Origin of the sequence: Microvirga sesbaniae, from assembly GCF_025460805.1 — a bacterium.
GTDB lineage: Bacteria > Pseudomonadota > Alphaproteobacteria > Rhizobiales > Beijerinckiaceae > Microvirga > Microvirga sesbaniae.
This window is the reverse complement of sequence record NZ_JAMXFJ010000003.1, coordinates 304945-331924: the sequence shown is the minus strand read 5'-3', so window position 1 is coordinate 331924 and position 26980 is coordinate 304945. Positions and strand designations below refer to the sequence as shown.

The following is a 26980-nucleotide window of genomic DNA, read 5'->3' as shown; positions in this document are numbered from 1 at the left end:
TTCCTCTTACTCAGCCGCCTCGAGCTTCAGCTCACGGGCGAGCGCCGAGCACTCGGCCATGACACCGGACGCGCGGGCAATCGGGTTCGTCAGATAGAAGTCCTTCACGGGGCTCACGAACGGCTCGCGCCCGAGCGTTCCGCCGAGCCCGGCAAGGGCCTGAACGGCGGCAAATCCGTCCGCCCGCTGGACCATGTCGACGGCCGCGAAGTGCGGGTAATGGGCATAGAGCTTCGCCCGGAGAGCATTGAGCGAGTCGAAGGGCAGACGATGACCCAGCACATCGGAGAGCGCACGAAGGATGGCCCAGTCCTCACGCGCCTCGCCGGGCGCGAAAGCGGCCCGGTTGGCGAGCTGCACCCGGCCCTCCGTGTTCACGTAGGTACCGGACTTCTCCGTATAGGTGGCTCCCGGCAGGATCACGTCTGCCCGGTGGGCGCCGCGGTCGCCGTGGGTGCCCTGGTAGATCACGAAGGCTCCGGGAGCGATTTCGATCTCGTCCGCACCGAGATTGAACAGCACATCCACTTCGCCCTGCGCCATGGTCTGAGCGTTCAGACCCCACTCTCCGGGGACCATTCCGAGGTCGAGAGCGCCGACGCGGGAGGCAGCGGTGTGCAGGACCGAGAAGCCGCTCCAGCCGTCCTTGACGGCCCCGACGTCGCGGGCGAGCTGCGCGGCCGCCGAGAGAACGGCCAGGCCGTCGGGACGGGACAGAGCACCCTGCCCCACGATGACCAGCGGACGCTCCGCCGCACGAAGCTTCTCGATGAAGCTGTGGCGACCTCCGGCCAGATCGGCCAGAGTCTCGGGTCCGGCGCCGAGATACTCGTAGGGATAGGTCAGGTCGGCATGCTCGCCGATCATGGCGATCGGCGGCGGGGCCATGCGCCAGCGCTTGCGGATCCGCACGTTGACGAGAGAGGCCTCGATCCGGGGGTTCGATCCCACGATCAGGATCGCGTCCGCATCCTCGATGCCCGCGATGGTGCTGTTGAAGAGGTAGGAACCACGGCCGTAGACCGGCGTCAGGACCGATCCGTCCTGACGGGCGTCGATGTTGGTGACCCCGAGGCTCTGCATGAGGAGCTTCAGGGCATACATCTCCTCGACGGCCGCAAGATCACCTACGATCGCCCCGACGCGCTTCTGGTCGGCGCCTTTCACCCGGCTGGCGATCGTCGCGAAGGCTTCCTGCCATGAGGCGGGACGCAGCCGGCCGTTCTCGCGAACGAAGGGCCGATCCAGGCGCTGCAGGCGCAGACCGTCGACGATCTGGCGGGTCTTGTCCGTGATCCACTCCTCGTTCACCGCCTCGTTCACGCGCGGCAGGATGCGCATGACCTCGCGGCCGCGGGAATCGACGCGGATCGAGGAGCCGACCGCGTCCATCACGTCGACGGAGTCGGTCTTGGTGAGCTCCCACGGCCGATAGTGGAAGGCCTCCGGCTTGTGGGTGAGAGCGCCGACCGGGCAAAGGTCCGCCACATTGGCCTGGAGCTCGGAGCCGAGGGCCCGCTCGAGATAGCTCGTGATCTCCATGTCCTCGCCGCGCCAGAGGGCGCCGAGATCCGGCACGCCCGCCACCTCGGCCGAGAAGCGCACGCAGCGCGTGCAGTGGATGCAGCGGTTCATGGAGGTGCGCACCAGCGGACCGAGGTACTTGTCGGTCACCGCACGCTTGTTCTCGTGGTACCGGCTGGTGTCGACGCCGTAGGCCATGGCCTGATCCTGCAGGTCGCACTGGCCGCCCTGGTCGCAGATCGGGCAATCGAGCGGGTGGTTGATGAGGAGGAACTCCATCACCCCTTCCCGGGCCTTCTTCACCGTCGCGGACTTGGTGGAGATTTCCGGCGGCTCGCCGTTCGGCCCCGGGCGGCAGTCGCGCACGCCCCAGGCGCAGGACGCGACCGGCTTCGGCGCGCCCTTCACCTCGACGAGGCACATGCGGCAGTTGCCGGCGATCGAAAGCCGCTCGTGGTAGCAGAAGCGCGGAATTTCCGCTCCGGCCGCCTCGGCCGCCTGGAGCAGGGTGTATTCCGCGGGAACGTCGACCTCGACGCCATCAACGATGATTTTCGCCATCTTCAATCTCACTCCGCCGCGATCAGGACGGATTCGGAATGCGGGTTTGCCGCGTAATCGTCGATCCGCTTCTCGATCTCGTGACGGAAGTGGCGGATCAGACCCTGAACCGGCCAAGCCGCCGCGTCGCCGAGGGCGCAGATGGTGTGACCTTCGATCTGGGTCGAGACTTCGAGCAGCATGTCGATCTCGCGCTTCTGGGCGCGGCCTTCGGCCATGCGGGTGAGCACGCGCCACATCCAGCCCGTGCCCTCACGGCACGGCGTGCACTGGCCGCAGCTCTCGTGCTTGTAGAAGTAGGAGATGCGGGCGATGGCGCGGACGATGTCGGTGGACTTGTCCATCACGATCACGGCGGCCGTGCCGAGACCGGACTTCAGATTCCGAAGCGTATCGAAATCCATGTAGGCGTCGGCGATCTGATCGGCCGGGACGATCGGCACGGACGAGCCGCCCGGAATCACCCCGAGCAGGTTGTCCCAGCCGCCGCGGATGCCGCCGCAATGGCGGTCGATCAGCTCGCGGAAGGTGAGGCCCATGGCCTCTTCCACGTTGCACGGCTTGTTCACGTGGCCGGACACGCAGAACAGCTTGGTGCCGACGTTGTTCGGGCGGCCGATGCTGGAGAACCAGGAGGCGCCGCGACGCAGGATCGTGCCCGCGACGGCAATCGACTCCACGTTGTTGACCGTGGTCGGGCAGCCATAGAGGCCCATATTGGCCGGGAACGGCGGCTTCAGGCGCGGCATGCCCTTCTTGCCTTCCATGCTCTCGATGAGCGCCGTCTCCTCGCCGCAGATATAGGCGCCTGCGCCGTGGTGGACGTAGAGGTCGAAGGGATAGCCGTGGATGTTGTCCTTGCCGATGAGCTTGGCCTCGTAGGCCTCGTCCACCGCCCGCTGGAGGGCATGGCGCTCCGCCACGTACTCGCCGCGGATATAGATGTAGGCCGCGTGAGCTCCCATGGCGAAGGACGCGATGAGGCAGCCCTCCACGAGGAGATGCGGATCGTTCCGCATGATCTCCCGGTCCTTACAGGTCCCCGGCTCGGACTCGTCGGCGTTCACGACCAGGTAATGCGGACGGCCGTCCGACTGCTTGGGCATGAAGGACCATTTCAGGCCCGTGGGGAAGCCGGCGCCGCCGCGGCCGCGCAGCCCCGACGCCTTCATCTCGTTGATGATCCAGTCGCGGCCCTGCTCGAGCAGGAACTTCGTTCCGTCCCAGGCGCCGCGCATCTTCGCGGCCTGGAGATCCGGCGAGTGGAACCCGTAGAGGTTGGTGAAGATACGATCTTTGTCCTGAAGCATTCCCGATCACTCCATCAGGACGACTTGTTGTCTTTGTCGACGACCACGCCCGGCTTGCTTTCGCTGCCGTCGCGGCGGCTCTCGGCTTGGGCCGGCGGCGTACCGGCGACCGGGGTCGTCGGGCTGCTCGGCACGGCTTCGCCTTCCTTCTTGGGCGACGCCACATACGACTTTCCGCTCTGCGGGGCGGGCCTCGGCTCGGCTTCGGTGTGCGACCGGCCCTTGGTGGCCGTCGATGGATCGGCGGCTTCCTTCTGGTCGGTCGGATTGATCGGCGTCTCGCCTTCCTTCGCGCGCTTGGCCGGGGTGTCGGCCGCATCGCTCTCGATCGGGCGACCGGCGGTCGGCTTGGCGGCCTTCACGTCCTGCGGAATGGACGCCATGGCGGCGGCGGGCTCCGCGGTTTCGGCGGCCTTGGCCTGCTCCTCGAAACGCTTGCGCCAGGCGCCGATCACGGAACCGTCGTACAGGGCCGGATCCTGGAGGGTGTTCACGGCCTCGAACGGCTCGGACCGGTTGCGTCCGATCTGAGAACCGACCTTCACCGGGCGGCCTGCCGCGAGATCGTCGAGAAGCTTCTCGAAGTTCTCGGTCGTCAGATCCTCGTAATAATCGTCGTTGATCTGAACCATCGGGGCGTTGGAGCAGGCTCCCAGGCATTCCACCTCGAGCCAGGAGAAATTGCCGTCGGCCGTCACATGATTCTGGTCGCCGACGCGGCGCTCCAGCACCTTGCGGATGTCGCCGGCGCCCCGGAGCACGCAGGGCGTGGTGCCGCAGAACTGGATGAAATATTTCCCGACCGGCTCGAGGTTGAACATCGTGTAGAAGGTCGCCACCTCCATCACGCGGATCACCGGCATGTCCAGCCTCGCCGCGACGGCCTCGATGGCCTTGCGGGGCAGCCAGCCGCCCGCCTGCTCCTGAGCCTTGCCCAGGAGGGCGATCACGGCCGAGGCCTGCCGGCCAGGCGGATACTTGGCGATTTCCCTGTCGGCGAAAGCCTCGGTCTCGGTGGAGAGAACGAAGCTCTCGGGCTGCATGTCTTCAGGCGCGAGCTTGCGAACGGCCATACACTCTTCTCCTCATCGCCATGGCCGGGCATGAAGCCCGGCCATGGACGACTTGAACCATTTCAGCACGCTTGTCGAAGCGTGGCCCCTGCCCCGACCTCGGGGCGGGTATTCCTCAGCGGTCGACCTCGCCGAACACGATGTCGATCGAACCCAGAACGCCCGCGACGTCCGCGAGCATGTGACCCCGGCACATGAAATCCATGCCCTGAAGGTGCGCGAAACCCGGAGCGCGCACCTTGCAGCGGTACGGCTTGTTGGTGCCGTCAGACACGAGGTAGACGCCGAACTCGCCTTTCGGAGCTTCCACGGCCACATAGACCTCGCCCGCGGGCACGTGGAAGCCTTCCGTGTAGAGCTTGAAGTGATGGATCAGCGCTTCCATGGAGCGCTTCATGTCCTTGCGCGACGGGGGGGCGACCTTGCCGTCGAGGGTCGTCACCGGGCCCTGCCCGTCCGGCGCCCGCAGCTTGTCCAGGCACTGGCGCATGATGCGGACGCTCTGGCGCATCTCCTCCATGCGGATCACCTGACGGTCGTAGTTGTCGCCGTTCTTGCCCACGGGGATGTCGAATTCCATCTCCTCGTAGAGCGAGTATGGCTGCGATTTGCGCAGATCCCAGGCGACGCCGCAACTGCGGACGATGGGTCCCGAGAAGCCCCATTTCCAGCAATCGTCCAGCGTGAGCACGCCGATGTCCACGTTGCGCTGCTTGAAGATGCGGTTGCCGATGACGAGGGTGTCGAGATCGTCGAGAACCCGCAGGAACGGGTCGCAGAAGGCCTCGATATCGTCGATCAGCTCCGGCTGGATATCCATGTTCACGCCGCCGGGACGGAAGTAGTTGGCATGCATGCGCGAGCCGGAAATCCGCTCATAGAAGATCATGAGCTTCTCGCGCTCCTCGAAGCCCCAGAGGGGCGGCGTGAGCGCGCCGACGTCCATGGCCTGCGTGGTCACGTTGAGAAGGTGTGAGAGAAGGCGTCCGATCTCGGAATAGAGGACGCGGATCAACTCGGCGCGGCGCGGGATCTCGATGCCGAGGAGCTTCTCGACCGCCATGCAATAGGCGTGCTCCTGGTTCAGAGGCGCGACATAGTCGAGGCGATCGAAATAGGGATTCGCCTGAACGTAGGTCTTGTACTCGATGAGCTTCTCGGTGCCGCGATGCAGCAGCCCGATATGGGGATCGACGCGTTCGACCACCTCGCCATCGAGTTCCAGAACGAGGCGCAGAACGCCGTGCGCCGCAGGGTGCTGCGGGCCGAAGTTGATCGTGAAGTTGCGGATATTATGCTCGCCCATGGGTCGCCTCTCCGCTCCTTAGGCCTTGGCCTTCTCGTCGCCCGGCAGCACGTAGTCCGTGCCTTCCCAGGGCGAGAGAAAGTCGAAGTTGCGAAACTCCTGATTGAGCTTCACCGGCTCGTAGACCACGCGTCCCTGACCATCGTCGTAGCGCACCTCGACATAGCCGGTCATCGGGAAGTCCTTGCGCAACGGATGCCCCTCGAAGCCGTAATCGGTGAGGATCCGGCGCAGGTCCGGGTGGCCGGAGAACAGGATGCCGTAGAGATCGTAGGTCTCGCGCTCGAACCAGTTCGCCGCCGGCCACAGGCCGACCAGGGACGGCACAGGCGTCACCTCGTCGGTTTCCACCTTCACGCGGATGCGCCGGTTATGGTGGGGGGCAAGGAAGTGATAAACCACGTCGAAGCGGTTTTCCCGGGCCGGGTAATCGGCCCCGCAGATGTCGATGAAGCAAACGAAACGGCACTGAGGATCATCGCGGAGGAACGTCGCCACACGGACGATGTCCTCCCGGCGGGCCATGATCGTCAGCTCGTCGAAGGCAATGGCCCGGTTCTCCACCGCCTCGCCCAGGGACGAGGCGATGTGATCGCTCAGGGATTGGAGATCAGCACTCATGCAATGACCTTTGCTCAGCGCTCGATGGTGCCGGTTCGGCGAATCTTCTTCTGCAGGAGCAGCACGCCATACAGGAGTGCCTCGGCCGTCGGCGGGCAGCCCGGGACATAGATGTCCACCGGCACGATGCGGTCGCAGCCACGAACGACGGAATAGGAATAATGGTAATAGCCGCCGCCATTGGCGCAGGAGCCCATGGAGATGACGTAGCGCGGCTCCGGCATCTGGTCGTAGACCTTGCGGAGGGCGGGAGCCATCTTGTTCGTGAGGGTGCCGGCCACGATCATCACGTCCGACTGGCGCGGCGACGCGCGCGGAGCGAAGCCGAACCTCTCGGCATCATACCGCGGCATGGACATCTGCATCATCTCGACGGCGCAGCAGGCCAGGCCGAAGGTCATCCACATGAGCGAGCCCGTACGCGCCCAGGTGATGAGGTCCTCGGTCGAGGTGACGAGGAAACCCTTGTCGGACAATTCCTCGTTGATCGAAACGAAATAAGGATCCGTCGAACCGACCGGCTTGCCCGTGTTCGGGTCGATGACGCCACGCGGCGCGGGAGCGACCAGGGTCGACTGGGTCTCGGAGATCAATCCCATTCCAGGGCCCCCTTCTTCCATTCGTAAATGAATCCGACCGTCAGGACGCCAAGGAAGATCATCATGGAGATGAATCCGAACCAGCCCAGGTTCCCGAAGGTAATGGCCCAGGGGAACAGGAACGCCACCTCAAGGTCGAAAATGATGAAAAGGATAGCCACGAGATAGAACCGCACGTCGAACTTCATGCGGGCATCGTCGAAGGCGTTGAAACCGCATTCGTAGGCGGACAGCTTCTCGGTATCCGGGCGGCTGTAGGCGACGATAAAGGGCGCCACGAGCAGCGCGACCCCGATCAGGAGCGACACGCCGATGAAGATGACAAGAGGCAGGTAGTCGGCGAGGAGATTCGTCATGCGACACCTAGAACGAACTGAGCTCGGCCCGCGGCCGGCAATCTGAAACGCATTTAGGCCTCAGAAAGGCCCGACAAAAGCCCCTGCGACAACACGCTGATTGCGCGGTTGGCTTAGCTGAGTTCCCTTTCGCTGACAAGTGTTTGCACTGCCGCAAAAAGAACCATTCCAAACTACGACGTGGCCCGTTCGGCCGCTCTCGCGGCCTTTTCGTTGGCTGCGGCCTCCGCCTGGCCGGCTGCGGCCTCCGCCCTGGCCTTGGCTTCGCACTTCGCGCGAATCTCGTCGAGCTCCTCCTGGGTCAGGTGTTCGATACCGATGAACACGTTCTGAGCCGCGCTGGCCCGGATCAGCTCGTCAAGCTTGGCCTGGATGGCCGCGCCGTCGCGATTCTGGGTGTTCTGGATCAGGAACACCATCAGGAAGGTCACGATGGTCGTCCCGGTGTTCACGATCAGCTGCCAAGTATCGGAGAACCCGAACAGCGGCCCGCTGAGCGCCCAGACCACGATAACGACAAGGCATATCCCAAAGGTTATGGGCCGTCCCGCCACCTGGGCCACCCAGTTGGAGAAACTCGTGAACCATCTGGACGTCACCATACGCAACCCCTCGCCTGCCTTTCGATAACGCCCAGCTTCCCCAAACGTCTCACAGCCGTGGGGGAGAATGCGCCGGAAGGGGAAAAGTGCCGCTTCCCTGGCGGCTGCGCGCCATCGCACGGCGTCGAAGCAGCCCAGACGCGCTGGACCCGGCCCTTAGAAGCTGGCGATTTCGAGAGGAAAGTGGCGCGGGCGACGGGGCTCGAACCCGCGACCTCCGGCGTGACAGGCCGGCACTCTAACCGACTGAGCTACGCCCGCGCATTGGACCGCCGAAGCGGTGTGCGTGCGGTTTAAGGGCGCCCCCGACCCCTGTCAAGGGACGAATGCACTCATTTCCGCATGCCTGCCGGAAACCGGTTCCCTTTGAGAGCCGGGACATCCGGGGGTGGCAGAATGGCCAAGGGGAGGCCGCTCTCCATGCGAGGTCACTCCCAGGACGGGGTCACTCTCCGGCCGGCGCTTCGCTCGGGCCCTTCAGAGAGGCGAGCACCCGGTCACATTCATAAAGCTCGTCGAGGGCTGCCCGCAATTCGCCCAGAGCCTCGGACGTCAGCCCCTGACGGGGAGGCATGAAGGCCTCCTCTTCTTCCTCGTCGGATCGGCCGCCGTCCGGGGCCTCACCAACCCCTGAATCCTGAGCCGGTTCCGTCTGGAGAGCCGGAACGCTCTGTTCCCCACGGCCGACACCCTGGACGAAGCGTATCCCTTCTTCCTTCAGGATCCGCTGAACTCCCTTGATCGTATAGCCCTCTCCGTAGAGGAGCTGGCGGATGCCCTTGAGCAGATCGACGTCATCGGGCCGATAATAGCGGCGCCCTCCGCCACGCTTGAGAGGCTTGATGTGGTTGAACCGGGTTTCCCAAAAGCGCAGCACATGCTGAGGCACGTCGAGGTCCTCGGCGACCTCGCTGATGGTGCGGAATGCGTCGGGGCTCTTGTCCATGACGCCGCTCGTCATAGCCGGATCAATCCTCGCCTTCGAAGGTCTCACCGTTGATATGAGCCTTCAAGACGTTCGATGGCTTGAAGACCATCACCCGACGGGGATCGATCGGGACTTCGACGCCGGTCTTTGGATTGCGCCCGACGCGCTCGCCCTTGCTTCGCACGATGAAGGAGCCGAACGAAGAGAGCTTCACCGTCTCGCCGGCGGCCAGGCTGTCGCAGATTTCCGCCAGCACCCGCTCCACCAGTTCAGCCGATTCTGTCCGCGAGAGTCCGACCTTCTGATAGACGGCCTCGCTCAGATCCGCTCTCGTTATCGTTTTGCCAGCCATTGAGCTCCCCAGCGCGAATGAGTTCGTTGGTCTTGTCGTCCCGGACGACGCTATGCAGATGGCTCCCTACGGTCAACCGCCAAGGTCCAAAATACCGCATACCACCGGAGTGGGTGCTCGTCCGAGCTACCAGCGGATCAAGGCACTTCCCCAGGTAAACCCGCCACCGATCGCTTCGATCATCACGAGGTCTCCGTCCTTGATGCGCCCGTCCTTTCTGGCTGCATCCAGGGCCAGGGGAATCGAAGCCGCCGACGTGTTGCCGTGCCGGTTCACGGTGATGACAACCTTCTCCGGGGCGATCCCGAGCTTGTCCGCACTGGCCGTGATGATGCGCTTGTTGGCCTGATGGGGAACGAACCACTTGAGTTCCTCGGCGCTCGTCCCCGTCGCCTTGAAGGCATCCTGCACCACGTCCGCCACCATCCCGACCGCGAACTTGAAGACCTCTCGTCCTTCCATCTTCAGCACGCCGGTGGTTTTCGTCGACCCCGGCCCGCCATCCACGTAGAGCTTGTCCCGGTAGCGTCCGTCGGAACGGAGGTGAGACGTCAGCACGCCGCGATCGGCGGATGTGCCCTCCCCCTCCTGGGCCTCGAGGACGATCGCCCCGGCCCCGTCGCCGAACAGCACGCAGGTCGTGCGGTCGTTCCAGTCGAGGATGCGCGAGAATGTCTCGGCGCCGACCACGAGGGCACGCCTGTGCGAGCCGGACTGAAGGAACTTGTCCGCCGTTGCGACGGCATAGACGAACCCCGTGCAAACCGCCTGGAGATCGAAGGCCGCTCCATGGGTCATGCCGATCCCCGTCTGGATCATCGTGGCGGTCGACGGAAAGGTATAGTCCGGGGTCGAGGTGGCGCAGATGATGAGGTCGATGTCGTCGGCCGTGAGCCCCGCATCGGCCAGGGCCGCCTCCGCGGCCTTGATCCCCAGCACGGACGTGGTCTCGTCATCGTCGGCGATGTGGCGCTCCTCGATGCCTGTCCTCTGCACGATCCATTCGTGCGAGGTTTCCACCAGCTTCTCGAGGTCCTGGTTTGTCAGCTTGCGCCTCGGCAGATAGGAGCCGACGCCGCGTACGACGGAACGGGTGCGTGTCAAGATGCGCCTTCCTCAGGCCGGTTGGCCAACCGGATCATGGTCCAACATGCTCCGGATCGTGTTCATCAGTTCAAAATGCGCCATGTCGTAGGCCACGTCGATGGCGCTGGCGAAGCCGAGATCGTCCGTCCCGCCATGGCTCTTGACGACGACCCCTTCCAGACCAAGGAAGACGCCGCCATTGACCTTGCGCGGGTCCATCTTGTCCCGAAGAGCGTTAAAGGCTTGTTTCGCAAACAGATAGCCGATCTTCGCCATCAGGGTCCTGCTCATGGCCGAGCGCAGGTACTGGGCGATCTGCTTGGCCGTTCCTTCGGCGGTTTTCAAGGCGATGTTGCCCGTGAACCCCTCGGTCACGACCACGTCGACCGTCCCCTTGCCGAGATCGTCGCCTTCGACGAAGCCCCGGTAATCCAGGTGCGGAGGGTTCGATTCCTTCAGGATCCGGCTGGCCTCCTTCACGGCCTCTATCCCCTTGATCTCTTCCGTGCCCACGTTGAGCAGCCCCACGGTCGGGCGATCGAGGTCGAACACGATGCGCGCCATGGCGGCGCCCATGATGGCCATGTCGACCAGATGCCCGGCATCCGCCCCGATGGTGGCACCGACGTCGAGCACGATGCTCTCGCCCCGCATCGTCGGCCACATGCAGGCGATCGCCGGGCGCTCGATATGGGCCATGGTCTTGAGGCAGACCTTGGCGGTCGCCATCAGGGCCCCGGTGTTGCCCGCCGAGACCGCCGCATCCGCCTCCCCGTCCCGGACGGCCTGGACGGCGCGCCACATGGACGACTTGCCTCGTCCCATCCGGATGGCCTGGCTGGGCTTCTCGTCCATCGCGATCGCGATGTCCGTATGGCGAAGCTCGGTGGCGTCCTTCAGCCTGGGATGAGCATTCAGGAGGGGCGCAACAACGGTCTCATTGCCGAACATCAGGAAGCGAAGATCCGGATGGCGCTCCAAGGCCAAGGCTGCGCCCGGGATCACGACCGAGGGCCCGTGGTCGCCCCCCATCGCGTCAAGCGAAATACGCACCGGCTTCGGCATGAACGATTGTTCTTTCTTGATAAGTCATTCAACAGGGGGCGGAAAATAGCGGTTTGCAGCCTCATCGCAACTGAATTCTGGAGTGGCGATGTCAGCCCGACCTTTGCCCTGGCCGCCGCGGCGGCCCAACCCTACTCCGGTTCCTTCAGCTTGTTCAGGGCGGCGAACGGCGAATCCTTCTCGTCCGCGGGATCCCGGTAGCTGAAGTCGACGCCGGGCTTGCGGGGATAGGGATCCAACCCGAGGGCCAGGAACTCGGCGGTCAGTGCGCCCAGATCGATCTGGCCGTTCACGATCTCGTCCGGCGGCTCGTATTCGTTGATGTCGGTCGGAGGCTCCGCGGGCATTCCCGACGACTCGGCGAAATCCACCTCGACCTCCTCCTCGATCATCGAATCGAAAGGGTCGAGGGTCATGACGCAGACCTGCGTGATCGAGGCCCGCACCACGCCCGTCACATGGATCCCCTTGGCCGACGCCTGGAGATGGTAGTCTCCCGAAAGGGCCTGGATCCCCGGCAGGCCGAAATCCCGGGCCAGGGCGGCGCATTCCTCAGCGGTCGCCTCCACATGCACGTCCTGCCCCCGGGGCGGGATCTTCATGACGTCGATGAGCCGCGACAGAGGCCCCACGGTCTCGGGTGTCATCAGGTTGCCTCCTTAAGCAAAGGTCTCGGGCTCTGGAAAGACAGGACCCGTCTCGAGAAGCGTGTCCAGAGCAAGCGCCCTCAATCCCTGGTCGGCTGCAAGGGCATAACGCGCCAGGGGGGTGGCCGGTGCCTCGCTGCCGTATGCGTTGCGGCCGAGAGCAAGGGCCAGGCCGGCGTCGTCGGCGGCATTGAGGGGGGCGTCATAGGCATGGGCGCGGCCATAGAAGGACTCCGCGACCTTCTTCATCCGCTTCGGCACGACCGTGTCGCCGACGCCCATTTCCCGCAGCGAGGCATCCATGTCGCGGAAGAAGGCGTCCGTCAGGTCCTTGGCGACCTCGTCGGCCGGGGGCGGAAGTTCGCGCAGGGCGCGCAGGACGAGCACCATATGCAAGGACAGGGCCTCGAACCGTCCCTCGAGGGTATCCGGGACGCCAAGTGCCGCATAAAGCCCCGGGCTGCGCGATCCTGTCGCGATTCTCTTGTAGAGGGTCGCGATCATGGTGCGCCGGGGATCTTTGCGGAAGAGACTGAAGATCACGGCTCTGCCCTTCCAAGCTTGTCAAAATCGGTGCCTCGGGTTACGCCATCACCATCCGTAGGCGCAAGTTCCTCCGCGCCGCATTTCTGGAAGAACCGTACGATGCGTCGATATCATACTCTTTTGGTACGCTTGGCTACTGCAACCGTACTCGCTTCGTCCTTGGCCGCCTGCACGGTGGGCGAAGAATTCCAGCGCGGCTATGTCGTGGATGAGCGTGCCATCGCGTCGGTGAAGAAGGGAATGAGCGCCGATCAGGTCCTTCAGACCCTCGGTACGCCCTCGACCGTGTCCACGGTGGGCAATCGCAACTGGTACTATATCAGCCAGAAATCGCGGCGCACCCTGCAGTTCATGGGCGAGCAGGTGGTCGATCAGCAGGTCACGGCCGTTTATTTCGACCAGGGTCTGCGCGTCGAGCGTGTCGCCCTCTACGGCCTGCAGGATGGCAGGGTCTTCGATTTCATCAGCCGCACGACCCCGGCGGGCGGCGAAGAATCCAACTTCCTCGGTCAGATCTTCAAGGGCGTGGGCAACTTCAACCCATTCAGCTGATCCCACGCTTGCACGCGAGATTCAGGATGGCCGGGCTTCGTCCCGGCCATTGTCTTTCAGGGGGCCAGCGCATCGCTCGAGGCCCGCGCCACTCCCGGACAGGTTGAACGCTCTCACGTCATGGCCGGTCATCGCGAGCCGGTGAGGTGCGGCGTTCCCGACAATCGGGATCACCGGGACAAGCCCGGTGATGACACCCTCTCACGTCATGGCCGGCCTTGTGCCGGCCATCCCGATACGGAAGAGCGCGGCGCTCCAATCAATCGGGATCACCGGCACAAGGCCGGTGATGACGTGGAGGGTGGTGTGAGAGGGTGATGACACCCTCCGGCGTCACGGACCACCCTGCACCCTTCCCGCCACCCTCTCACGTCATGGCCGGCCCTGTGCCGGCCATCCCGATCCGAGAGGCGCCGCGATTCAGACAAGCGGGATCACCGGGACAAGCCCGGTGATGACGTGGAGGGTGGTGTGACCCGGAGATGACGAAGGGGTGACCATCCGGCCGAGCCAAACCCGGGTCCACTGTTCATGTCGGATGCTTCAAGAGAAAAGCCGCGGCGCAGGCCGCGGCTTTCCGAGATCCCGACTTGCCGCCCTCAGGAATGCGCGAGGATCGCGAGGAGCAGCAGGGCGATGATGTTGGTGATCTTGATCGCCGGGTTGACGGCGGGTCCCGCCGTGTCCTTGTAGGGATCGCCGACGGTGTCACCCGTCACGGAAGCCTTGTGTGCCTCCGATCCCTTGTGATGCGTCGTGCCCGAGGCATCCGTGAAGCCGTCCTCGAACGACTTCTTGGCGTTGTCCCAGGCGCCGCCGCCCGACGTCATCGAGATGGCGACGAACAGGCCCGTCACGATGACGCCGAGGAGCATGGCGCCGACGGCCGAGAACGCCTCTGACTTGCCCGCCACCCAGTAGACCACGAAGTAGGTCACGATGGGCGCCAGCACCGGCAGGAGCGACGGAACGATCATTTCCTTGATGGCGGCGCGGGTCAGCATGTCGACGGCGCGGCCGTAATCCGGGCGGTCGGTCCCGGCCATGATCCCCGGCCGCTCGCGGAACTGGCGGCGCACCTCTTCCACCACGGCCCCTGCCGCCCGGCCGACCGCCGTCATGGCGATGCCGCCGAAGAGGAACGGGATGAGACCGCCGAACAGGAGACCGACCACCACGTAGGGGTTCGTCAGGGAAAAGTTCGGCGCCACGCCCTGGAAGTACGGATACTGCGCGGCGTTCTGGGTGAAGTAGTTCAGATCGGAGGTATAGGCGGCGAACAGCACAAGGGCGCCGAGGCCGGCAGACCCGATGGCATAGCCCTTCGTCACGGCCTTGGTGGTATTGCCGACCGCATCGAGAGCGTCCGTGGACTTGCGGACCTCCTTCGGAAGGCCGGCCATCTCGGCGATGCCGCCAGCGTTGTCCGTCACCGGGCCGAAGGCGTCGAGGGCGACGATCATTCCGGCCAGGGCCAGCATGGCCGTGACCGCGATGGCGATGCCGAAGAGGCCCGCGAGCTTGAAGGCCACGATGATGCCCGCAATGATCACGATCGTCGGCAGGGCCGTCGCTTCCAGGGATACCGCGAGGCCCTGGATCACGTTCGTGCCGTGGCCGGTCACCGACGACTGGGCAATCGACCGCACGGGACGGAAGCCGACACCCGTGTAGTACTCGGTGATCACCACGATGAGCGCCGTCACGGCGAGACCGATGATCGCGCACCAGAACAGGGCCTGGCCGGTGAAGTTGGCCCCGGCAATCGGGCCGAAACCGATCATCTGCCAGGTCACGACGGCGATCGCCGCGGCCGACAGGATGCCGGTCGCGATCAGCCCCTTGTAGAGGGCCCCCATGATCGACTCGTTCTGGCCGAGCTTCACGAAGAAGGTGCCGATGATCGAGGTGACGATGCAGGCCGCCCCGATGGCCAGCGGGTACATGAGCATGGTGTCGAGGGCCGGCTGGCCGGCGAAGAAGATCGCCGCCAGAACCATGGTGGCGACCACGGTGACCGCATAGGTCTCGAACAGGTCGGCCGCCATGCCGGCGCAGTCGCCGACGTTGTCGCCCACGTTGTCCGCGATGGTCGCCGGGTTGCGCGGATCGTCCTCCGGAATGCCGGCCTCGACCTTGCCCACGAGATCGCCGCCCACGTCGGCGCCCTTGGTGAAGATGCCGCCGCCGAGACGGGCGAAGATGGAGATCAGCGAAGCCCCGAACCCGAGCGCCACGAGGCTGTCGATGACAACCCGGTCCGAGGGATTCAGGCCCGATACCCGGGTGAGATAGCCGTAGTAGAGCGCCACGCCCAGGAGCGCGAGGCCGGCCACCAGCATGCCGGTGACGGCGCCGGCCTTGAAGGCGACGTCGAGGCCGCCGCCCAGGGACTGCGTGGCCGCCTGGGCCGTCCGGACGTTGGACCTCACCGATACGTTCATGCCGATGAAGCCCGCGGCTCCCGACAGAATGGCCCCGATGGCGAAGCCGATGGCAACCCGGATACCGAGGAAATAGGCAATGATGACGAACAGGACGACGCCGACGATCGCAATCGTGAAATACTGCCTGCGGAGATAGGCTTTTGCGCCTTCGGCAATCGCCCCGGCGATTTCCTGCATGCGTTGAGAACCGGCGTCCCGCTTCATCACGTCGCTAATGGCCCAGAAGCCATAGGCAATCGAGAGAAGGCCGCCCAAGATAATGAGGGTGAGTGCCATCATGCCATCCTTGTTATGGGAAAGCAGAAAGCCGCTCATCAAGGCCCGTTTCTTGGCCTTGACCGGCCCCTACCCCCAGCGAACGTCATATTTGGTGACAAAAAACCAGGCTGTCCGCAACAATCCTACGGGCGCAACTCACAGGAAGGCCTTTATACTTTAAGCGGGTGCGATCGCCTTCGTCCTCTGCTGCCAAGCTAGCAGAAGTAGTGCGATGGCGACCGGTGGGAAGACCAGCCAGTTGACGCTCTCCCAGCCGCCGGCGCTCAAAAGCTTGCCCGACGAGAAGGATGCAGCGGCCACGGACCCGAAGATGAGGAAGTCGTTGGCGGCCTGGACCTTGGCGCGCTCCTCCGGCCGGTAGCAATCGGTCACCATGGAGGTCGCGCCGATGAAGCCGAAGTTCCATCCAAGTCCGAGGAGAATGAGCGCCGTCCAGAAATGCGGGATCCCGATCCCGGACAGGCCGATGAGGGCGGAGAGGGCGATCAGCACCAGGCCCGCGGCCGTCACCGGTCGCTTCCCGAATCGGGCGATCAGGCGGCCGGTGAAGAAGCTCGGCCCGAACATGGCCAGGATGTGCCACTGGATTCCGAGCGCCGCGACCCCAACGGAATGTCCGCACCCGATCATCGCCAGGGGAGCGGCCGTCATGACGAAGGTCATGAGGCTGTATGATACGAGCCCGGTGACCGCCGCCGCGATGAACCGGGGCTGGCGCACGATCTCGATCAGGGGCCGGCCGGCAGCCTTCGTGGACGCCACGCCGAGCGGCGCCGGTCGCAGGAACGAGACCACGATCATCGACAGCAGAGCCAGGGTCGCCTGCGCCAGGAAGGCGCCCGCGAACGGGGCCGCCTGCACGGCGTCCCGGGTCCAGATCACCGTCTGCGGGCCGATCACGCCGGCCGCAAGGCCGCCCGTCATCACCCAGGAGATGGCCTTGGGCTTGAAACGCTCGGAGGCCGCATCCGTCGCGGCGAACCGGTAGCTCTGGTTGAACGAGCCGTAGCTGCCGATGATCAGGGTGCCGAGGCAGAACAGGGTGAAGCTGAACGACGCGATGCCGAAGGCCGCCAGGCAGCCGCCGGTCAGCCCGATGCCTGCTCCGACGATGTAGCCGAAGCGACGTCCGGCCTTTCTCATCAGCATGGCGGCGGGAATCGTGCCGAGGGCCAGGCCGAGATTGAGCAGGCTCACCGGGAGCGTGGCCAGATCCTTGTTCCATGCAAGCGACTGACCGACCAGCCCGCCAAGGGACACGACGATGGCCGGGCTCGACCCGCCGAGCGCCATGGCGACCGCCAGAACCACCGCGTTGTGCTTCGCGACGGCGTCGCCGGAGGGCGCCTGGACAGAGCTGTCAGAAATGCTGGTAGGAGCCGACATCGTAGCGTCTTTCAAGACCGTTGATCCGAAAGACCAGCCGATCCTGCCCGGAGACGACTCGGCCGATGACGGACAGGGCGATGCCGACCGTATCGGCCTCTTTCCGCAGAGTGTCGAGATTCTTTTCCGGGACGGTGCAGAGGATCTCGTAGTCGTCCCCTCCGGTCACGGCGAGGTCGCGCAGAGCGGGCGATGTCTCGACAGCCTTCGCGGCGGCCGGCGAGAGCGGCACCCGGTCCAGGTCGACGAAGGCGCTGACGCCGCCGGCCCGCATCATCTTGGCGAGATCGCCCGCGAGGCCGTCGGATACGTCCATGGCCGCGCTGGCATGATCGCGCAGAGCCGTCGCCAGGGCGTGGCGGGGCCGGGGGTGGAGATAGCGGTCGGCCAGATGAACCTTCTCGTCCACCGACAGGAGAGCGGCCCAGGCCGGGTCGGCCCGGAGCCCGAGCCCGAGCGCCGCGTCGCCGATGGTGCCGGTCACGCAGACCCAGTCGCCGGCCCGGGCCGTCGTGCGCAGCACCATGCGACCGGACGGGACCTCGCCGAAAGCCGTGACCGACAGGGTCAGCGGCCCCCTCGCCCTCACGGTGTCGCCGCCGAGGAGCGGGCATCCGAAATCGCGGGACGCCTCCCCGAGGCCGGTCGCGAAGGCCGCGAGCCAGCCCTCGGTCCAGTCGTCGGGCAGGGCCAGGCTGAGCAGAAAACCGGCGGGATCGGCGCCCTTGGCGGCAAGATCCGAGACATTCACGCCGAGCGCCTTGCGGGCGATGGAGCCCGGCGCGTCCTCGGGCAGGAAGTGGACGCGCTCCACCAGCGCATCGACCGTGAGGACGAGGTCGTGGCCGGGCCTGGGCGTCAGGCGCGCGGCGTCGTCCTCGAGGCCGAGGCCGCCCTCGCCGGCCATGGGGGCGAAGTACCGGGCGATCAGGCTGTCTTCCGAGGGGCGATTGTTCGAACTCATCACGCAGCTGCCCTCGCCCGCATCGTGCTAGCGCTTGCCCTGCCCGGCCGCCTTCTTCTCGAGCTCGCCCGGGCGGACATCGCGGGCGACCTTGTCGAGCACGGCGTTCACCAGGCCCGGCTCGTCCTCGCCGTAGAAGCCGTGGGTCACGTCCACGTATTCGGTGATGACCACGCGGGCCGGAACGTCCTTGCGGAACATCAGCTCGTAGCCGCCCCCGCGCAGGATGGCGCGCAACACCGCCTCGACCCGCTTCAGCGGCCAGTCAGTCGCCAGAGCGTTGTCGATCTTCACGTCGATCTCGCGCTGGTTTTTGACCACGCCCGACACGATGTCGCGGAAGAAGGCATTGTCCGAGGGCTGGAACGCGATGCCCTCGACCTCGCGGCCGATCCAGAACGTTTCGAACTCGGCGAAGGCGTCGAGCACGGACTTGCCCGACAGGTCCATCTGGTAGAGGGCCTGGACGGCAGCGAGGCGAGCGGCCGAGCGCTCTGCTGGCTTCGTCATGATCAGGCCTCCAATGTCTTCTTGATGCGCAGGACGGCCAGAGCCGCATCCACCGCTCCACCGCCCTTATTCAATTCATTCACGCTCGCGCGGGTCCAGGCCTGCTGATCATTCTCCACGGTCAGGATGCCGTTGGCCAGGGGAATGCGGCGTGCGACGGAGAGATCCATCAGGGCGCGGGCGCTCTCGCCCGCCACGATGTCGTAATGCCCGGTCTCGCCACGGATCACGCAGCCCAGCGCCACGACGGCATCGTAGGGCCGGCCGGCCTTCTCGGCCGCGTCGAGGGCGATTGCGATGGTGGCCGGGATCTCGAGCGCGCCGTCGAGCGTCAGGACGTCCATGGTGGCCTGAGCGGCCTCGACGGCCCCCTGCGCCCCGCGCAGGAGCTCGTCGGCGATGTCGTCGTAGAAGCGGGCCTCCACGACCAGGATGCGGGCGCCGGGAACCGGCGGACGGGGGCTTTTGGGCTTGTCGGATGGCGCGACCATGGCGGACTCTGCAAAGATCTTTCGTGGACAGCCTGATGAAGGCTGGAAATTCGGCCCTCACGTCATCACCGGCCTCGTGCCGGTGATCCCGATGAGGGGAGGCGTTGCGCTTCACACGATCGGGATGGCCGGGACGAGCCCGGCCCTGACGTGGGAAGGGCTGGCGCCCGGCGTCCTTCACTCGAGAGGGATAGTCGGACGTCCCTACTCCGCCCGGCGCGCATCCGCAAGCCGCGCCGCGTAGCGGGCCATGAGGTCGACCTCGAGATTGAGCCGGTCGCCGACCTGCCGGTCGCCCCAGGTGGTGACCGCCAGGGTGTGCGGAATGATGAGCACGGAAAACAGGTCGTCGCTCACGGAATTCACGGTGAGCGACGTGCCGTCGAGGCAGACGGACCCCTTCTCGGCGATGAACGGCGCGAGCCCAGGGGGTGCCTTGATGGTGAACCGGGCCGTCGGACCCCACGGATCGTCGCCGGCCGTGATCGCCTCCTTGGCCACGATGGTGGCGACGCCGTCCACGTGCCCGGTCACGATGTGGCCGCCGAGTTCGTCGCCGATCTTCAAGGAGCGCTCCAGGTTGACCCGGGTGCCGGCTTCCCAGGCGCCCACGGTGGTGCGCTCCAGGGTCTCGGCGGCGGCATCCACGTCGAACCAGCAGCCGCCCTCGCGCGGGCCGACGGCCACGACGGTCAGGCATGGCCCGCCGCACGCGATGGAGGCGCCGAGCGCGATGGTGGCGGGGTCGTAGGACGCATGGATCCGCAGGCGCTTCAGGGTTCCTTGCGAGCCCTCGGCGGTTGCGATCTCACCGACATCGGTGACGATACCCGTGAACATCAGGGTCTCTCCCAGAACATGAAAAGGTCGGGTCCGAGCTGCTCTTCGGCCCAGGGGTTCAAGAATTCCATCCGGTCCTGCAGGGCCGGGCCGAGGGCCGGCACGTCGCCCTGCCCCCGGGCCGAGCGGCCGGTGACCAGGACCAGCGCGTCGATGAGATCGGCCCGGGCGAGCGCATCTGCCAGGTCCGGTCCGCCCTCGCACAAGACGCTCGTGAGGCCGCGGGTGCCGAGGAGGTGCAGGGCCTCGGACAGATGGACGCGGCCGTTCCCGTCGGCCGGGACGCGCAGGACCTCGACCCCGCGCGCCGTCAGCGCCCGCTCGGCCTCGGTGGGCGCATCGACCGTGGTGACGATCCAGGTCGGGATCTCGCGGGCGCCTTGCACCAGGCGGGCGGTCGCAGGCGTGCGCAGGCGGGAATCGACCACGATGCGCACCGCCGAGCGGGCCTCCAGGCCCGGCAGGCGGACATTGAGCAGCGGATCGTCCGCCAGAGCCGTCCCGACCCCGACCATGATGGCATCCGCATGGGCGCGCATCAGGTGCACCCGGCCGTTGGCCGCCTCCCCGGTGAGCATCAGGCGCGGGCCGCGACGCGAGCCGGCAAAGCCCTCCGTGCTTCGGGCGAGCTTGACCGTGACGGCCGGCCGCCCCCTGGTCACCCGGGTGACGTGGCCGCCATGGAGCCGCGCGCCCTCGGCAGCCAGGCAGCCGACGGACATGGGGATCCCGGCGCGGCCGAAGCGTTCCGGGCCCTGGCCGGCCGCGAAGGGGCTCGGATCCGGGACGCTCGCCACCAGGCGGCCGATTCCCGCCGCCACGATGAGGTCGCTGCACGACGGGCCATGACTGTGGCTGCTGCGGGCCGCGCAGGGCTCCAGGGTCACGTAGAGCGTCGCCCCGCGGGCCCGCTCGCCGGCCGCCTCGAGGGCGACGCGCTCCGCATGGGGCCGGCCACCGGCCTGGGTGACGCCCTGGGCCAGGATGACGGGACGATCGCCGCTCTCGTCGACCAGCACGGCGCCCACCGACGGGTTCGGCCAGGTCAGCCCGAGATGGCGCCCGCCCAGGGCGATCGCCAGGCGCATGAAGCGCTCGTCGCGCAGAATCCTGTCAGGGGACGGCCGCTCGGCCCCGGCCCGGGTCATGGCTCGCTCGGCGCACGCTTCTTCTTGGGCGGAGGCGGCAGGTCGTCCTCTCCCTCGCCTTCCGCCAGCTTGCCGAGGATCTCCTCGAAGTCCTTGGCCTCCCGGAAATTCTTGTACACGGAGGCGAAGCGCACATAGGCCACGTCGTCGAGCCCCTTCAGTCCCTCCATGACGAGTTCGCCCACCGTCTCGCTCGGCACCTCCCCGTCGCTGGTGCTCTCGAGCTGGCGCACGATGCCGTTGATCATCCGCTCGACCCGCTCCGGATCGACCGGCCGCTTGCGCAGTGCCACCTCGACCGATTGCTGGAGCTTGTCCCGGTCGAACGGCACCCGCCGGCCGGAGCGCTTCAGCACCGTGAGCTCGCGCAGCTGCACGCGCTCGAAGGTCGTGAAGCGGCCGCCGCAATCCGGGCAGATGCGGCGACGGCGGATGGACGAGGAATCGTCCGTGGGGCGGGAATCCTTCACCTGGGTGTCCAGGCTCCCGCAATAGGGGCAGCGCATCAGCCTTCTATCCGAAAACAAGTTCAAGATGGGTCCGGACCGCGCCGACGCGGACCGGATTCGAGCCTATCGTGGACAACCCCGTCCCGGCCATCCCGACACGGTGAGGCGTGGCGCTCTTCCGATCGGGATCACCGGGACAAGCCCGGTGATGACGTGGAGGGTGGTGTGAGCGGGTGATGATCCCCCCACGTCATGGCCGGGCTCGTCCCGGCCATCCCGATATGGAAAGGCGCAACGCGTCCGGCAACCGACATCGCCGGCACGAGGCCGGTGATGACGTGGAAGGGACACGTCCGGCCGCACTCCGATGGTCCGGTCAGGCGTAGATCGGGAAGCGGCGGGTCAGCTCGTGGACGCGGTGCTTGACCGATTCCTCGACCGACCCGTTGGCCGCGTCCCCATGGGCGGCGAGCCCGTCCAGGGTCTCGACGATCAGCTCTCCGACCTTCCTGAACTCGGCCACGCCGAAGCCGCGCGAGGTGGCGGCGGGCGTCCCCAGGCGGATGCCCGAGGTGACCATGGGCTTCTCGGGGTCGAAGGGCACGCCGTTCTTGTTGCAGGTGATGTGGGCGCGGCCCAAGGCCGCCTCCGCGGCCTTGCCCGTGAGCGTCTTCGGCCGCAGGTCGACCAGCATCAGGTGGTTGTCCGTGCCGCCCGCCACGATGGCGTAGCCGCCGGCCAGCATCGTGTCGGCCAGCACCTTGGCGTTGTCGACCACCGAGCGGGCATAGAGCTTGAACTCGGGGCGCAGGGCCTCCCCGAAAGCCACGGCTTTCGCCGCGATCACGTGCATGAGCGGGCCGCCCTGCAGGCCGGGGAAGATCGCCGAATTGACCTTCTTGGCGATGTCCTCGTCGTTGGTCAGGATCATGCCGCCGCGCGGGCCGCGCAGGGTCTTGTGGGTCGTGGTGGTGACCACATGGGCGTGCGGGAACGGGGACGGATGCGCGCCGCCCGCCACGAGGCCGGCGAAATGCGCGATGTCGACCATGAAGAAGGCCCCGACCTCGTCGGCGATCTCGCGGAAGCGGGCGAAGTCCCAGAACCGGGAATAGGCCGAGCCGCCGGCCACGATCACCTTGGGCCGATGGGTGCGGGCGAGTTCCGCCACCTCGTCCATGTCGATGATCTGGTCGCTCTCGCGCACCTTGTAGCTCACCACGTTGAACCACTTGCCGGACATGTTGACCGGCGAGCCGTGGGTCAGGTGGCCGCCGCAGGCGAGGTCGAGGCCCATGAAGGTGTCGCCGGGCTTCATCAGGGCCATGAACACAGCCTGGTTGGCCTGGGAGCCGGAATTGGCCTGCACGTTGGCGAAGCGGCAGTCGAACAGGCGCTTGGCGCGCTCGATGGCGAGCTCCTCGGCCATGTCGACGTACTGGCAGCCGCCGTAATAGCGCCGGCCCGGATAGCCCTCGGCGTATTTGTTGGTCATCACCGACCCTTGCGCCTCGAGGACGGCGCGGGACACGATGTTCTCGGAGGCGATCAGCTCGATCTCGTCGCGCTGGCGGCCGAGCTCCAGCCCGATGGCGCGGGCGATCTCGGGATCGCTGTCGGCGAGGCTCGCCGAGAAAAAGCTGTTGGACAGATGGTTGCGTGCCGCTTCACTCGCGCTCATGGGTCACCTCGTCTTCCTGGGAGCCCGGCTGGGGCGGGCCGCTCGATCCGATATGGCCCAGGCCTTTACCATGGCTGCCTTGACCGCGCCAACCCGCCCGGGACACATGCCCCCCGGGCGCCGGAACTGCAACGGGGCGCCGGTGACGACACCTTCCCCCGTCATGGCACCCTCCGCCCTTTCCTGCCACCCTCACGTCATGGCCGGGCCTGCCCCGGCCATCCCGACAAGGTGAAGCGTGGCGCTCTAGGGAAGCGGGATCACCGGCACAAGGCCGGTGATGACGTGGAGGGTCACAACCCCGCCCCAAACGCGATCGCCGGCCCGAAGGCCGGCGATGGGGTCGTCGTGACGCTGGGCCGGGGGCGGTCGCCCGGTCCTCAGTTCTGCAGGAACATCTCTTCGTCCGGCTCGGTCGGGGTGCGGCTCGCGACCGGGATGGCGCTGCCGAGGCCGTCCTTGTTGTAGATGTCGTCGCGGAACTGCACGAGGCCGTCCGGGGTCGCCCAGGCGGTCATGTAGATCCAGTGGATCGGCACCGGCTGGGCCAGGCGCGCGTCGATGCGCTCGCCGGACTTGAAGGTGGCGTCGATCTGCTCGCGGCTCCAGCCGGGGGTGTCCTTCAGCAGCCACTCGATGTAGTCGCGCACGTTCTGGATGCGGATGCAGCCCGAGGACACGAAGCGGAAATCGTCCCCGAAGATGCCCTTCGAGGGCGTGTCGTGCATGTAGACGCCGTGCGGGTTCGGGATGTTGATGCGCACGAAGCCCATGGAGTTCAGGTCGCCGCCCGGGTCCTGGCGGAAGCGGTAGCGGGTCGCCTCGTCGGAGAACCAGTTGATCTGGCTCGACTGAACCTCCTGGCCGGCCGAGTTGAAGATGCGGATCCGGTTCTCCGTCAGGTAGTTCGGCTCCTTCTGCATCTTCGGGATGAGGTCCTTCTTCACCACCGAGGCGGGAGCCGTCCAGAACGGGTTGAAGTTGACCTCGACCACCTTGGAATTCAGGAGCGGCGACTGGCGGTCGATCTTGCCGACGCCGGCGGCGTGGCGGGTGTGGACGACGCCGCCCTCCACGGTCTCCACCAGGGCGGCCGGAATGTTGGCCACTGCGTAGCGGTTGGGCAGTCCGGCGCCCACGAGGGTCCGCATGCGGGCCACGTTGATCTCGAGCTGGCGGATGCGCACCTCGGCCGGCACGTTCATGGCGGCGACCGTCGGGGCCGTGACGGTGCCCGTGGAGCTGATGCCGTGGCGGGCCTGGAAGCGGCGGACAGCCGCCTCGACGTAGGAATCGAAGATCGGCGATTCGCCGGCCGCCTGGTCCAGGTCGCCGGTGACGATGAGGCGCTGGCGCAGGGCCACCACGGCCGGGCTCTTGGAGCCGACGCGCAGACCCTGGACGCCCTGGACGGGCTGCCAGCCGCCGCGGGCCGCGATGTTGCGGTAGTACTCGATCATCTGCTCGGTGGCGGCGAGCGCCTCGGCTGACATCATCGGGGTCGAGGTGCGCTGCACGCGGGTGCGCGACACGGCCTCGTAGTTCTGCGACCACTCGGCCTGGCTCTGGGCGAATTGCTGGGCCAGGGCTCCGGTAGCCGGCGTGAAGATCAGGGCAAGCGATCCGGTCAGGAGGGTACGGCGAGAGAACATGAGCGCAGGCTCTTCCCGGTTAGATGTTTCCGACGGCGGGAGCGGCGGGCAAACGCCCACGACAGCCCCCTTCCCAGCGATAAGTGCCGGGATAGGATTAAGGAACGGTATCGAAAACGAGGAACATCGGGGCCGTTTTATGGCAAACCGGCCCGCCCCGGGCTCCTGGCGCTCCGCAACCGCCTTCGGGACTTATGTAACTTTGAACTGTGCTCTTGGGGATACACTTCTGCGTGAGGAGCTTGGCCGCCCCCGGTCAGTGGTTCTCCCGCGCGGCCAGCCAAGAGATCGCCAGATAGACCGCCATCAGGGTCAGGAAGAACGCCACGGTGACGATCCCGCCCGAGACGATTCCCGGGAAGAAGGCGGCGAGAATCAGGTGGCTCATCACGGCGAGGAGCCACATGATCCCGCCCCAGGTGCTGGCCATCCACAGGCCGACCGCCGCCACGATGTCGATGAGCGCGAAATAGATGACCGTGGCCTGGTAGCCGGTCGACCGGGCCTCGAACTGCCCGACCGGGGTCCAGACGCCGAGGATCACCGCCCAGGCGCTCAGGCCCTTCATGATCCACAGGATCGCCAGAACCCGCATGAACCAGGTCAGGACGAAGCTCCAGCGCATGATGGAGCTGGAGACCGGCCGCTCCTCGATGCGGTCGGACAGGTACTCCCGGGTGGCCGGGGTCGAGGGGGGCTGGGTTCCGGTGCGGGGCATCAGGCGACCTCCAGGTCCCGCTCGCCGAGGCTGGCGAAATGCCGCTCGATCATGGCTTCGTCCACCTGGTCCAGGCTGGATGGCTGCCAGCCGGGCCGGTTGTCCTTGTCGATCAGCACCGCCCGCACGCCTTCGAAGAAGTCGTGGCCGTCGCCGATGCGGGATACGATCCGGAACTCGGTCCGCATCGCCTCCTCGAAGTCCACCGCGGCGCCCCGGCGCACCTGCTCGAAGGCCAGGTTCAGGCTCGTGGGCGACTTCGTCCGCATGCCGGACGCGGCTTGGGCCGCGAAGGCGGAGCCGCCGGCGGCCGCCCGGTCCAGGCGGGCCAGGATCTCGGCGACGCTGGCGCCGGAGAAGCAGGAATCGATCGTCTCCCGCTCATCCTCCAGGGGGCCCGGGCCGGGGTCGGTCGCGACCCGCGACAGGGCCGCCTCGACCCGGTCGCCGGCGATCAGCGCGTCGCGAAGGCCCGGGATGTCGCCGCTCGGCACCGCATGGGTCGCCAGGCCCAGCATCAGGGCGTCCTCGCGCTTCACGCGATCGCCCGTGAGGGCGAGGTACATGCCGGTCCGGCCCGGCAGGCGCGGCAGCGCGTAGGTGGCGCCAACGTCGGGGAAGAACCCGATGCCCACCTCCGGCATGGCGAAGAGGTAACGGTTGCCGGCCACCCGATGGGTGCCGTGCAGGGACACGCCGACGCCGCCGCCCATGCAGATCCCGTCGATGAGGGACACATAGGGCTTCGGGTAGCGCTTGATGGCGATGTTGAGCTGGTACTCCTCGCGCCAGAAGGCGAGCGCGTCCTCGCGCCGGCCGGCCTTGAGGTCCTCGGTCAACTGCCGGATGTCGCCGCCGGCGCAGAAGGCCTTCTCGCCCGCGCCCTGGACGACCACCCGCGTGACCGCCGGGTCCTGCGCCCAGGAATCGAGCGCCCGGCGCATCTCGCGCACCATGCCGAGCGTCAGGGCGTTGAGCGCCTTGGGACGATTGAGCGTGATGAGGCCTGCCTCGCCCTGCCTCTCGCAGAGCACGTCGACGCTCTCGTCCATGGAACACTCCTTCGGTTGGTGGCGGCTTAAAACAAGGCACGCGCCGGACGTCAATGCAATCATGCCTATGCCGGAACGGCACCAGCATGACGGATTGCCCCCGCCCCGTCATGGCCGGCCTCGCGCCGGTGATCCTGATTCCTTCCGGCGCCGGGGCCTTCCTGATCGAGATGGCATGACAGACCCGCGCAGCCTCGAATGCATGGCTGGGTTGAGGCCGATTTCCCATGGATCG

At 66.4% G+C, this 26980-nt stretch carries 27 protein-coding genes and 1 tRNA gene; 1 reads left to right on the top strand and 27 read right to left on the bottom strand.

Translation table 11 applies throughout. The annotated features are described in order from the left end of the window. Positions 1-6: 6 nt before the first annotated feature. The 15 genes from nuoG to OCW50_RS06765 form a co-directional block, all read right to left on the bottom strand. Positions 7-2085 (bottom strand): NADH-quinone oxidoreductase subunit NuoG, encoded by a 2079-nt coding sequence (nuoG, locus tag OCW50_RS06835; RefSeq protein ID WP_262296904.1) that lies wholly within the window; start codon positions 2083-2085, stop codon positions 7-9. 8 nt (positions 2086-2093) lie between these two features. Then, positions 2094-3395: an NADH-quinone oxidoreductase subunit NuoF gene (nuoF, locus tag OCW50_RS06830; RefSeq protein ID WP_262271282.1), complete on the bottom strand. Its 1302-nt coding sequence runs from the start codon at positions 3393-3395 to the stop codon at positions 2094-2096. Positions 3396-3409: 14 nt separating this feature from the next. Further along, on the bottom strand, positions 3410-4468 hold the full coding sequence (gene nuoE / locus OCW50_RS06825; protein ID WP_262296903.1) for an NADH-quinone oxidoreductase subunit NuoE: 1059 nt from the start codon (positions 4466-4468) through the stop codon (positions 3410-3412). 115 nt (positions 4469-4583) lie between these two features. Next, entirely contained in the window at positions 4584-5774 is a 1191-nt protein-coding gene (locus tag OCW50_RS06820; RefSeq protein WP_262296902.1) for an NADH-quinone oxidoreductase subunit D, read from the bottom strand. Between the two features lie 18 nt (positions 5775-5792). Then, positions 5793-6395 carry an NADH-quinone oxidoreductase subunit C gene (locus OCW50_RS06815; RefSeq protein ID WP_262296901.1) on the bottom strand — a complete coding sequence of 201 codons (603 nt, stop codon included), beginning with the start codon at positions 6393-6395 and terminating at the stop codon, positions 5793-5795. Positions 6396-6409: 14 nt separating this feature from the next. After that, on the bottom strand, positions 6410-7015 hold the full coding sequence (locus tag OCW50_RS06810; protein WP_373371320.1) for a NuoB/complex I 20 kDa subunit family protein: 606 nt from the start codon (positions 7013-7015) through the stop codon (positions 6410-6412). Next, a complete protein-coding gene (locus OCW50_RS06805; protein WP_036351452.1) occupies positions 6985-7350 on the bottom strand; it encodes an NADH-quinone oxidoreductase subunit A in 366 nt (121 codons plus the stop codon). Before OCW50_RS06805 ends, OCW50_RS06810 begins: the two co-directional genes overlap by 31 nt. Positions 7351-7523: 173 nt before the next feature. Further along, positions 7524-7952, bottom strand: coding sequence for a low affinity iron permease family protein (locus OCW50_RS06800; protein ID WP_262271277.1), 429 nt, complete (start codon positions 7950-7952; stop codon positions 7524-7526). Positions 7953-8136: 184 nt separating this feature from the next. Further along, positions 8137-8213 (bottom strand) — tRNA-Asp (locus OCW50_RS06795). 184 nt (positions 8214-8397) lie between these two features. After that, on the bottom strand, positions 8398-8898 hold the full coding sequence (locus OCW50_RS06790) for a MerR family transcriptional regulator (RefSeq protein WP_262271276.1): 501 nt from the start codon (positions 8896-8898) through the stop codon (positions 8398-8400). 22 nt (positions 8899-8920) lie between these two features. Then, complete coding sequence (locus tag OCW50_RS06785; protein WP_009491113.1) at positions 8921-9232, bottom strand: integration host factor subunit alpha; 312 nt, start codon at positions 9230-9232, stop codon at positions 8921-8923. Positions 9233-9358: 126 nt separating this feature from the next. Next, the gene (locus OCW50_RS06780; RefSeq protein WP_262271275.1) at positions 9359-10336 is read right to left on the bottom strand and encodes a beta-ketoacyl-ACP synthase III; all 978 of its coding nucleotides are present in this window, start codon (positions 10334-10336) and stop codon (positions 9359-9361) included. Positions 10337-10348: 12 nt separating this feature from the next. Then, on the bottom strand, positions 10349-11383 hold the full coding sequence (plsX, locus tag OCW50_RS06775; protein ID WP_262271274.1) for a phosphate acyltransferase PlsX: 1035 nt from the start codon (positions 11381-11383) through the stop codon (positions 10349-10351). Positions 11384-11514: 131 nt separating this feature from the next. Next, a complete protein-coding gene (locus OCW50_RS06770) occupies positions 11515-12030 on the bottom strand; it encodes a YceD family protein (RefSeq protein ID WP_262271273.1) in 516 nt (171 codons plus the stop codon). A gap of 12 nt (positions 12031-12042) precedes the next feature. After that, positions 12043-12573 (bottom strand): ubiquinol-cytochrome C chaperone family protein, encoded by a 531-nt coding sequence (locus OCW50_RS06765; protein WP_262271272.1) that lies wholly within the window; start codon positions 12571-12573, stop codon positions 12043-12045. A 102-nt stretch (positions 12574-12675) separates the two neighbouring features. On the opposite strand from OCW50_RS06765, the gene OCW50_RS06760 reads away from it, so the two are divergent. After that, positions 12676-13128, top strand: coding sequence for an outer membrane protein assembly factor BamE (locus OCW50_RS06760; protein ID WP_262271271.1), 453 nt, complete (start codon positions 12676-12678; stop codon positions 13126-13128). A 599-nt stretch (positions 13129-13727) separates the two neighbouring features. Here OCW50_RS06760 and OCW50_RS06755 read toward each other — a convergent pair. The 12 genes from OCW50_RS06755 to OCW50_RS06700 all read right to left on the bottom strand — a co-directional run bounded on the left by OCW50_RS06755 (position 13728) and on the right by OCW50_RS06700 (position 26745). Beyond that, a complete protein-coding gene (locus OCW50_RS06755) occupies positions 13728-15854 on the bottom strand; it encodes a sodium-translocating pyrophosphatase (RefSeq protein ID WP_262271270.1) in 2127 nt (708 codons plus the stop codon). Positions 15855-16010: 156 nt separating this feature from the next. Beyond that, complete coding sequence (locus OCW50_RS06750; RefSeq protein WP_262296900.1) at positions 16011-17240, bottom strand: MFS transporter; 1230 nt, start codon at positions 17238-17240, stop codon at positions 16011-16013. Next, entirely contained in the window at positions 17215-18204 is a 990-nt protein-coding gene (thiL, locus tag OCW50_RS06745; protein ID WP_262296899.1) for a thiamine-phosphate kinase, read from the bottom strand. Before thiL ends, OCW50_RS06750 begins: the two co-directional genes overlap by 26 nt. A gap of 27 nt (positions 18205-18231) precedes the next feature. Further along, the gene (nusB, locus tag OCW50_RS06740) at positions 18232-18714 is read right to left on the bottom strand and encodes a transcription antitermination factor NusB (protein WP_262271267.1); all 483 of its coding nucleotides are present in this window, start codon (positions 18712-18714) and stop codon (positions 18232-18234) included. 2 nt (positions 18715-18716) lie between these two features. Further along, a complete protein-coding gene (gene ribH, locus OCW50_RS06735; protein ID WP_262271266.1) occupies positions 18717-19205 on the bottom strand; it encodes a 6,7-dimethyl-8-ribityllumazine synthase in 489 nt (162 codons plus the stop codon). A 204-nt stretch (positions 19206-19409) separates the two neighbouring features. Then, positions 19410-20045, bottom strand: coding sequence for a riboflavin synthase (locus tag OCW50_RS06730; RefSeq protein ID WP_262271265.1), 636 nt, complete (start codon positions 20043-20045; stop codon positions 19410-19412). Further along, positions 20045-21193 (bottom strand): bifunctional diaminohydroxyphosphoribosylaminopyrimidine deaminase/5-amino-6-(5-phosphoribosylamino)uracil reductase RibD, encoded by a 1149-nt coding sequence (gene ribD, locus OCW50_RS06725; protein ID WP_262296898.1) that lies wholly within the window; start codon positions 21191-21193, stop codon positions 20045-20047. The genes OCW50_RS06730 and ribD overlap by 1 nt, the downstream gene beginning before the upstream one ends. Continuing rightward, positions 21190-21699, bottom strand: coding sequence for a transcriptional regulator NrdR (gene nrdR / locus OCW50_RS06720; protein WP_262271263.1), 510 nt, complete (start codon positions 21697-21699; stop codon positions 21190-21192). Before nrdR ends, ribD begins: the two co-directional genes overlap by 4 nt. A gap of 319 nt (positions 21700-22018) precedes the next feature. Then, positions 22019-23323: a serine hydroxymethyltransferase gene (gene glyA, locus OCW50_RS06715; protein WP_262296897.1), complete on the bottom strand. Its 1305-nt coding sequence runs from the start codon at positions 23321-23323 to the stop codon at positions 22019-22021. Between the two features lie 380 nt (positions 23324-23703). Continuing rightward, the gene (locus OCW50_RS06710; protein WP_262296896.1) at positions 23704-24975 is read right to left on the bottom strand and encodes a L,D-transpeptidase family protein; all 1272 of its coding nucleotides are present in this window, start codon (positions 24973-24975) and stop codon (positions 23704-23706) included. A 256-nt stretch (positions 24976-25231) separates the two neighbouring features. Continuing rightward, the gene (locus OCW50_RS06705; RefSeq protein ID WP_262271260.1) at positions 25232-25693 is read right to left on the bottom strand and encodes a DUF6163 family protein; all 462 of its coding nucleotides are present in this window, start codon (positions 25691-25693) and stop codon (positions 25232-25234) included. Beyond that, positions 25693-26745 carry an enoyl-CoA hydratase/isomerase family protein gene (locus tag OCW50_RS06700; RefSeq protein WP_262296895.1) on the bottom strand — a complete coding sequence of 351 codons (1053 nt, stop codon included), beginning with the start codon at positions 26743-26745 and terminating at the stop codon, positions 25693-25695. Before OCW50_RS06700 ends, OCW50_RS06705 begins: the two co-directional genes overlap by 1 nt. Positions 26746-26980 lie beyond the last annotated feature (235 nt).

Excerpts from the sequence above, each read along its gene's own strand:
- nuoG (WP_262296904.1), bottom strand. The coding sequence starts at position 2,085 with ATGGCGAAAATCATCGTTGATGGCGTCGAGGTCGACGTTCCCGCGGAA.
- nuoF (WP_262271282.1), bottom strand. The coding sequence starts at position 3,395 with ATGCTTCAGGACAAAGATCGTATCTTCACCAACCTCTACGGGTTCCAC.
- nuoE (WP_262296903.1), bottom strand. The coding sequence starts at position 4,468 with ATGGCCGTTCGCAAGCTCGCGCCTGAAGACATGCAGCCCGAGAGCTTC.
- OCW50_RS06820 (WP_262296902.1), bottom strand. The coding sequence starts at position 5,774 with ATGGGCGAGCATAATATCCGCAACTTCACGATCAACTTCGGCCCGCAG.
- OCW50_RS06815 (WP_262296901.1), bottom strand. The coding sequence starts at position 6,395 with ATGAGTGCTGATCTCCAATCCCTGAGCGATCACATCGCCTCGTCCCTG.
- OCW50_RS06810 (WP_373371320.1), bottom strand. The coding sequence starts at position 7,015 with ATGGAAGAAGGGGGCCCTGGAATGGGATTGATCTCCGAGACCCAGTCG.
- OCW50_RS06805 (WP_036351452.1), bottom strand. The coding sequence starts at position 7,350 with ATGACGAATCTCCTCGCCGACTACCTGCCTCTTGTCATCTTCATCGGC.
- OCW50_RS06800 (WP_262271277.1), bottom strand. The coding sequence starts at position 7,952 with ATGGTGACGTCCAGATGGTTCACGAGTTTCTCCAACTGGGTGGCCCAG.
- OCW50_RS06790 (WP_262271276.1), bottom strand. The coding sequence starts at position 8,898 with ATGGACAAGAGCCCCGACGCATTCCGCACCATCAGCGAGGTCGCCGAG.
- OCW50_RS06785 (WP_009491113.1), bottom strand. The coding sequence starts at position 9,232 with ATGGCTGGCAAAACGATAACGAGAGCGGATCTGAGCGAGGCCGTCTAT.
- plsX (WP_262271274.1), bottom strand. The coding sequence starts at position 11,383 with ATGCCGAAGCCGGTGCGTATTTCGCTTGACGCGATGGGGGGCGACCAC.
- OCW50_RS06770 (WP_262271273.1), bottom strand. The coding sequence starts at position 12,030 with ATGACACCCGAGACCGTGGGGCCTCTGTCGCGGCTCATCGACGTCATG.
- OCW50_RS06760 (WP_262271271.1), top strand. The coding sequence starts at position 12,676 with ATGCGTCGATATCATACTCTTTTGGTACGCTTGGCTACTGCAACCGTA.
- OCW50_RS06755 (WP_262271270.1), bottom strand. The coding sequence starts at position 15,854 with ATGATGGCACTCACCCTCATTATCTTGGGCGGCCTTCTCTCGATTGCC.
- OCW50_RS06750 (WP_262296900.1), bottom strand. The coding sequence starts at position 17,240 with ATGTCGGCTCCTACCAGCATTTCTGACAGCTCTGTCCAGGCGCCCTCC.
- thiL (WP_262296899.1), bottom strand. The coding sequence starts at position 18,204 with ATGAGTTCGAACAATCGCCCCTCGGAAGACAGCCTGATCGCCCGGTAC.
- nusB (WP_262271267.1), bottom strand. The coding sequence starts at position 18,714 with ATGACGAAGCCAGCAGAGCGCTCGGCCGCTCGCCTCGCTGCCGTCCAG.
- ribH (WP_262271266.1), bottom strand. The coding sequence starts at position 19,205 with ATGGTCGCGCCATCCGACAAGCCCAAAAGCCCCCGTCCGCCGGTTCCC.
- OCW50_RS06730 (WP_262271265.1), bottom strand. The coding sequence starts at position 20,045 with ATGTTCACGGGTATCGTCACCGATGTCGGTGAGATCGCAACCGCCGAG.
- ribD (WP_262296898.1), bottom strand. The coding sequence starts at position 21,193 with ATGACCCGGGCCGGGGCCGAGCGGCCGTCCCCTGACAGGATTCTGCGC.
- nrdR (WP_262271263.1), bottom strand. The coding sequence starts at position 21,699 with ATGCGCTGCCCCTATTGCGGGAGCCTGGACACCCAGGTGAAGGATTCC.
- glyA (WP_262296897.1), bottom strand. The coding sequence starts at position 23,323 with ATGAGCGCGAGTGAAGCGGCACGCAACCATCTGTCCAACAGCTTTTTC.
- OCW50_RS06710 (WP_262296896.1), bottom strand. The coding sequence starts at position 24,975 with ATGTTCTCTCGCCGTACCCTCCTGACCGGATCGCTTGCCCTGATCTTC.
- OCW50_RS06705 (WP_262271260.1), bottom strand. The coding sequence starts at position 25,693 with ATGCCCCGCACCGGAACCCAGCCCCCCTCGACCCCGGCCACCCGGGAG.
- OCW50_RS06700 (WP_262296895.1), bottom strand. The coding sequence starts at position 26,745 with ATGGACGAGAGCGTCGACGTGCTCTGCGAGAGGCAGGGCGAGGCAGGC.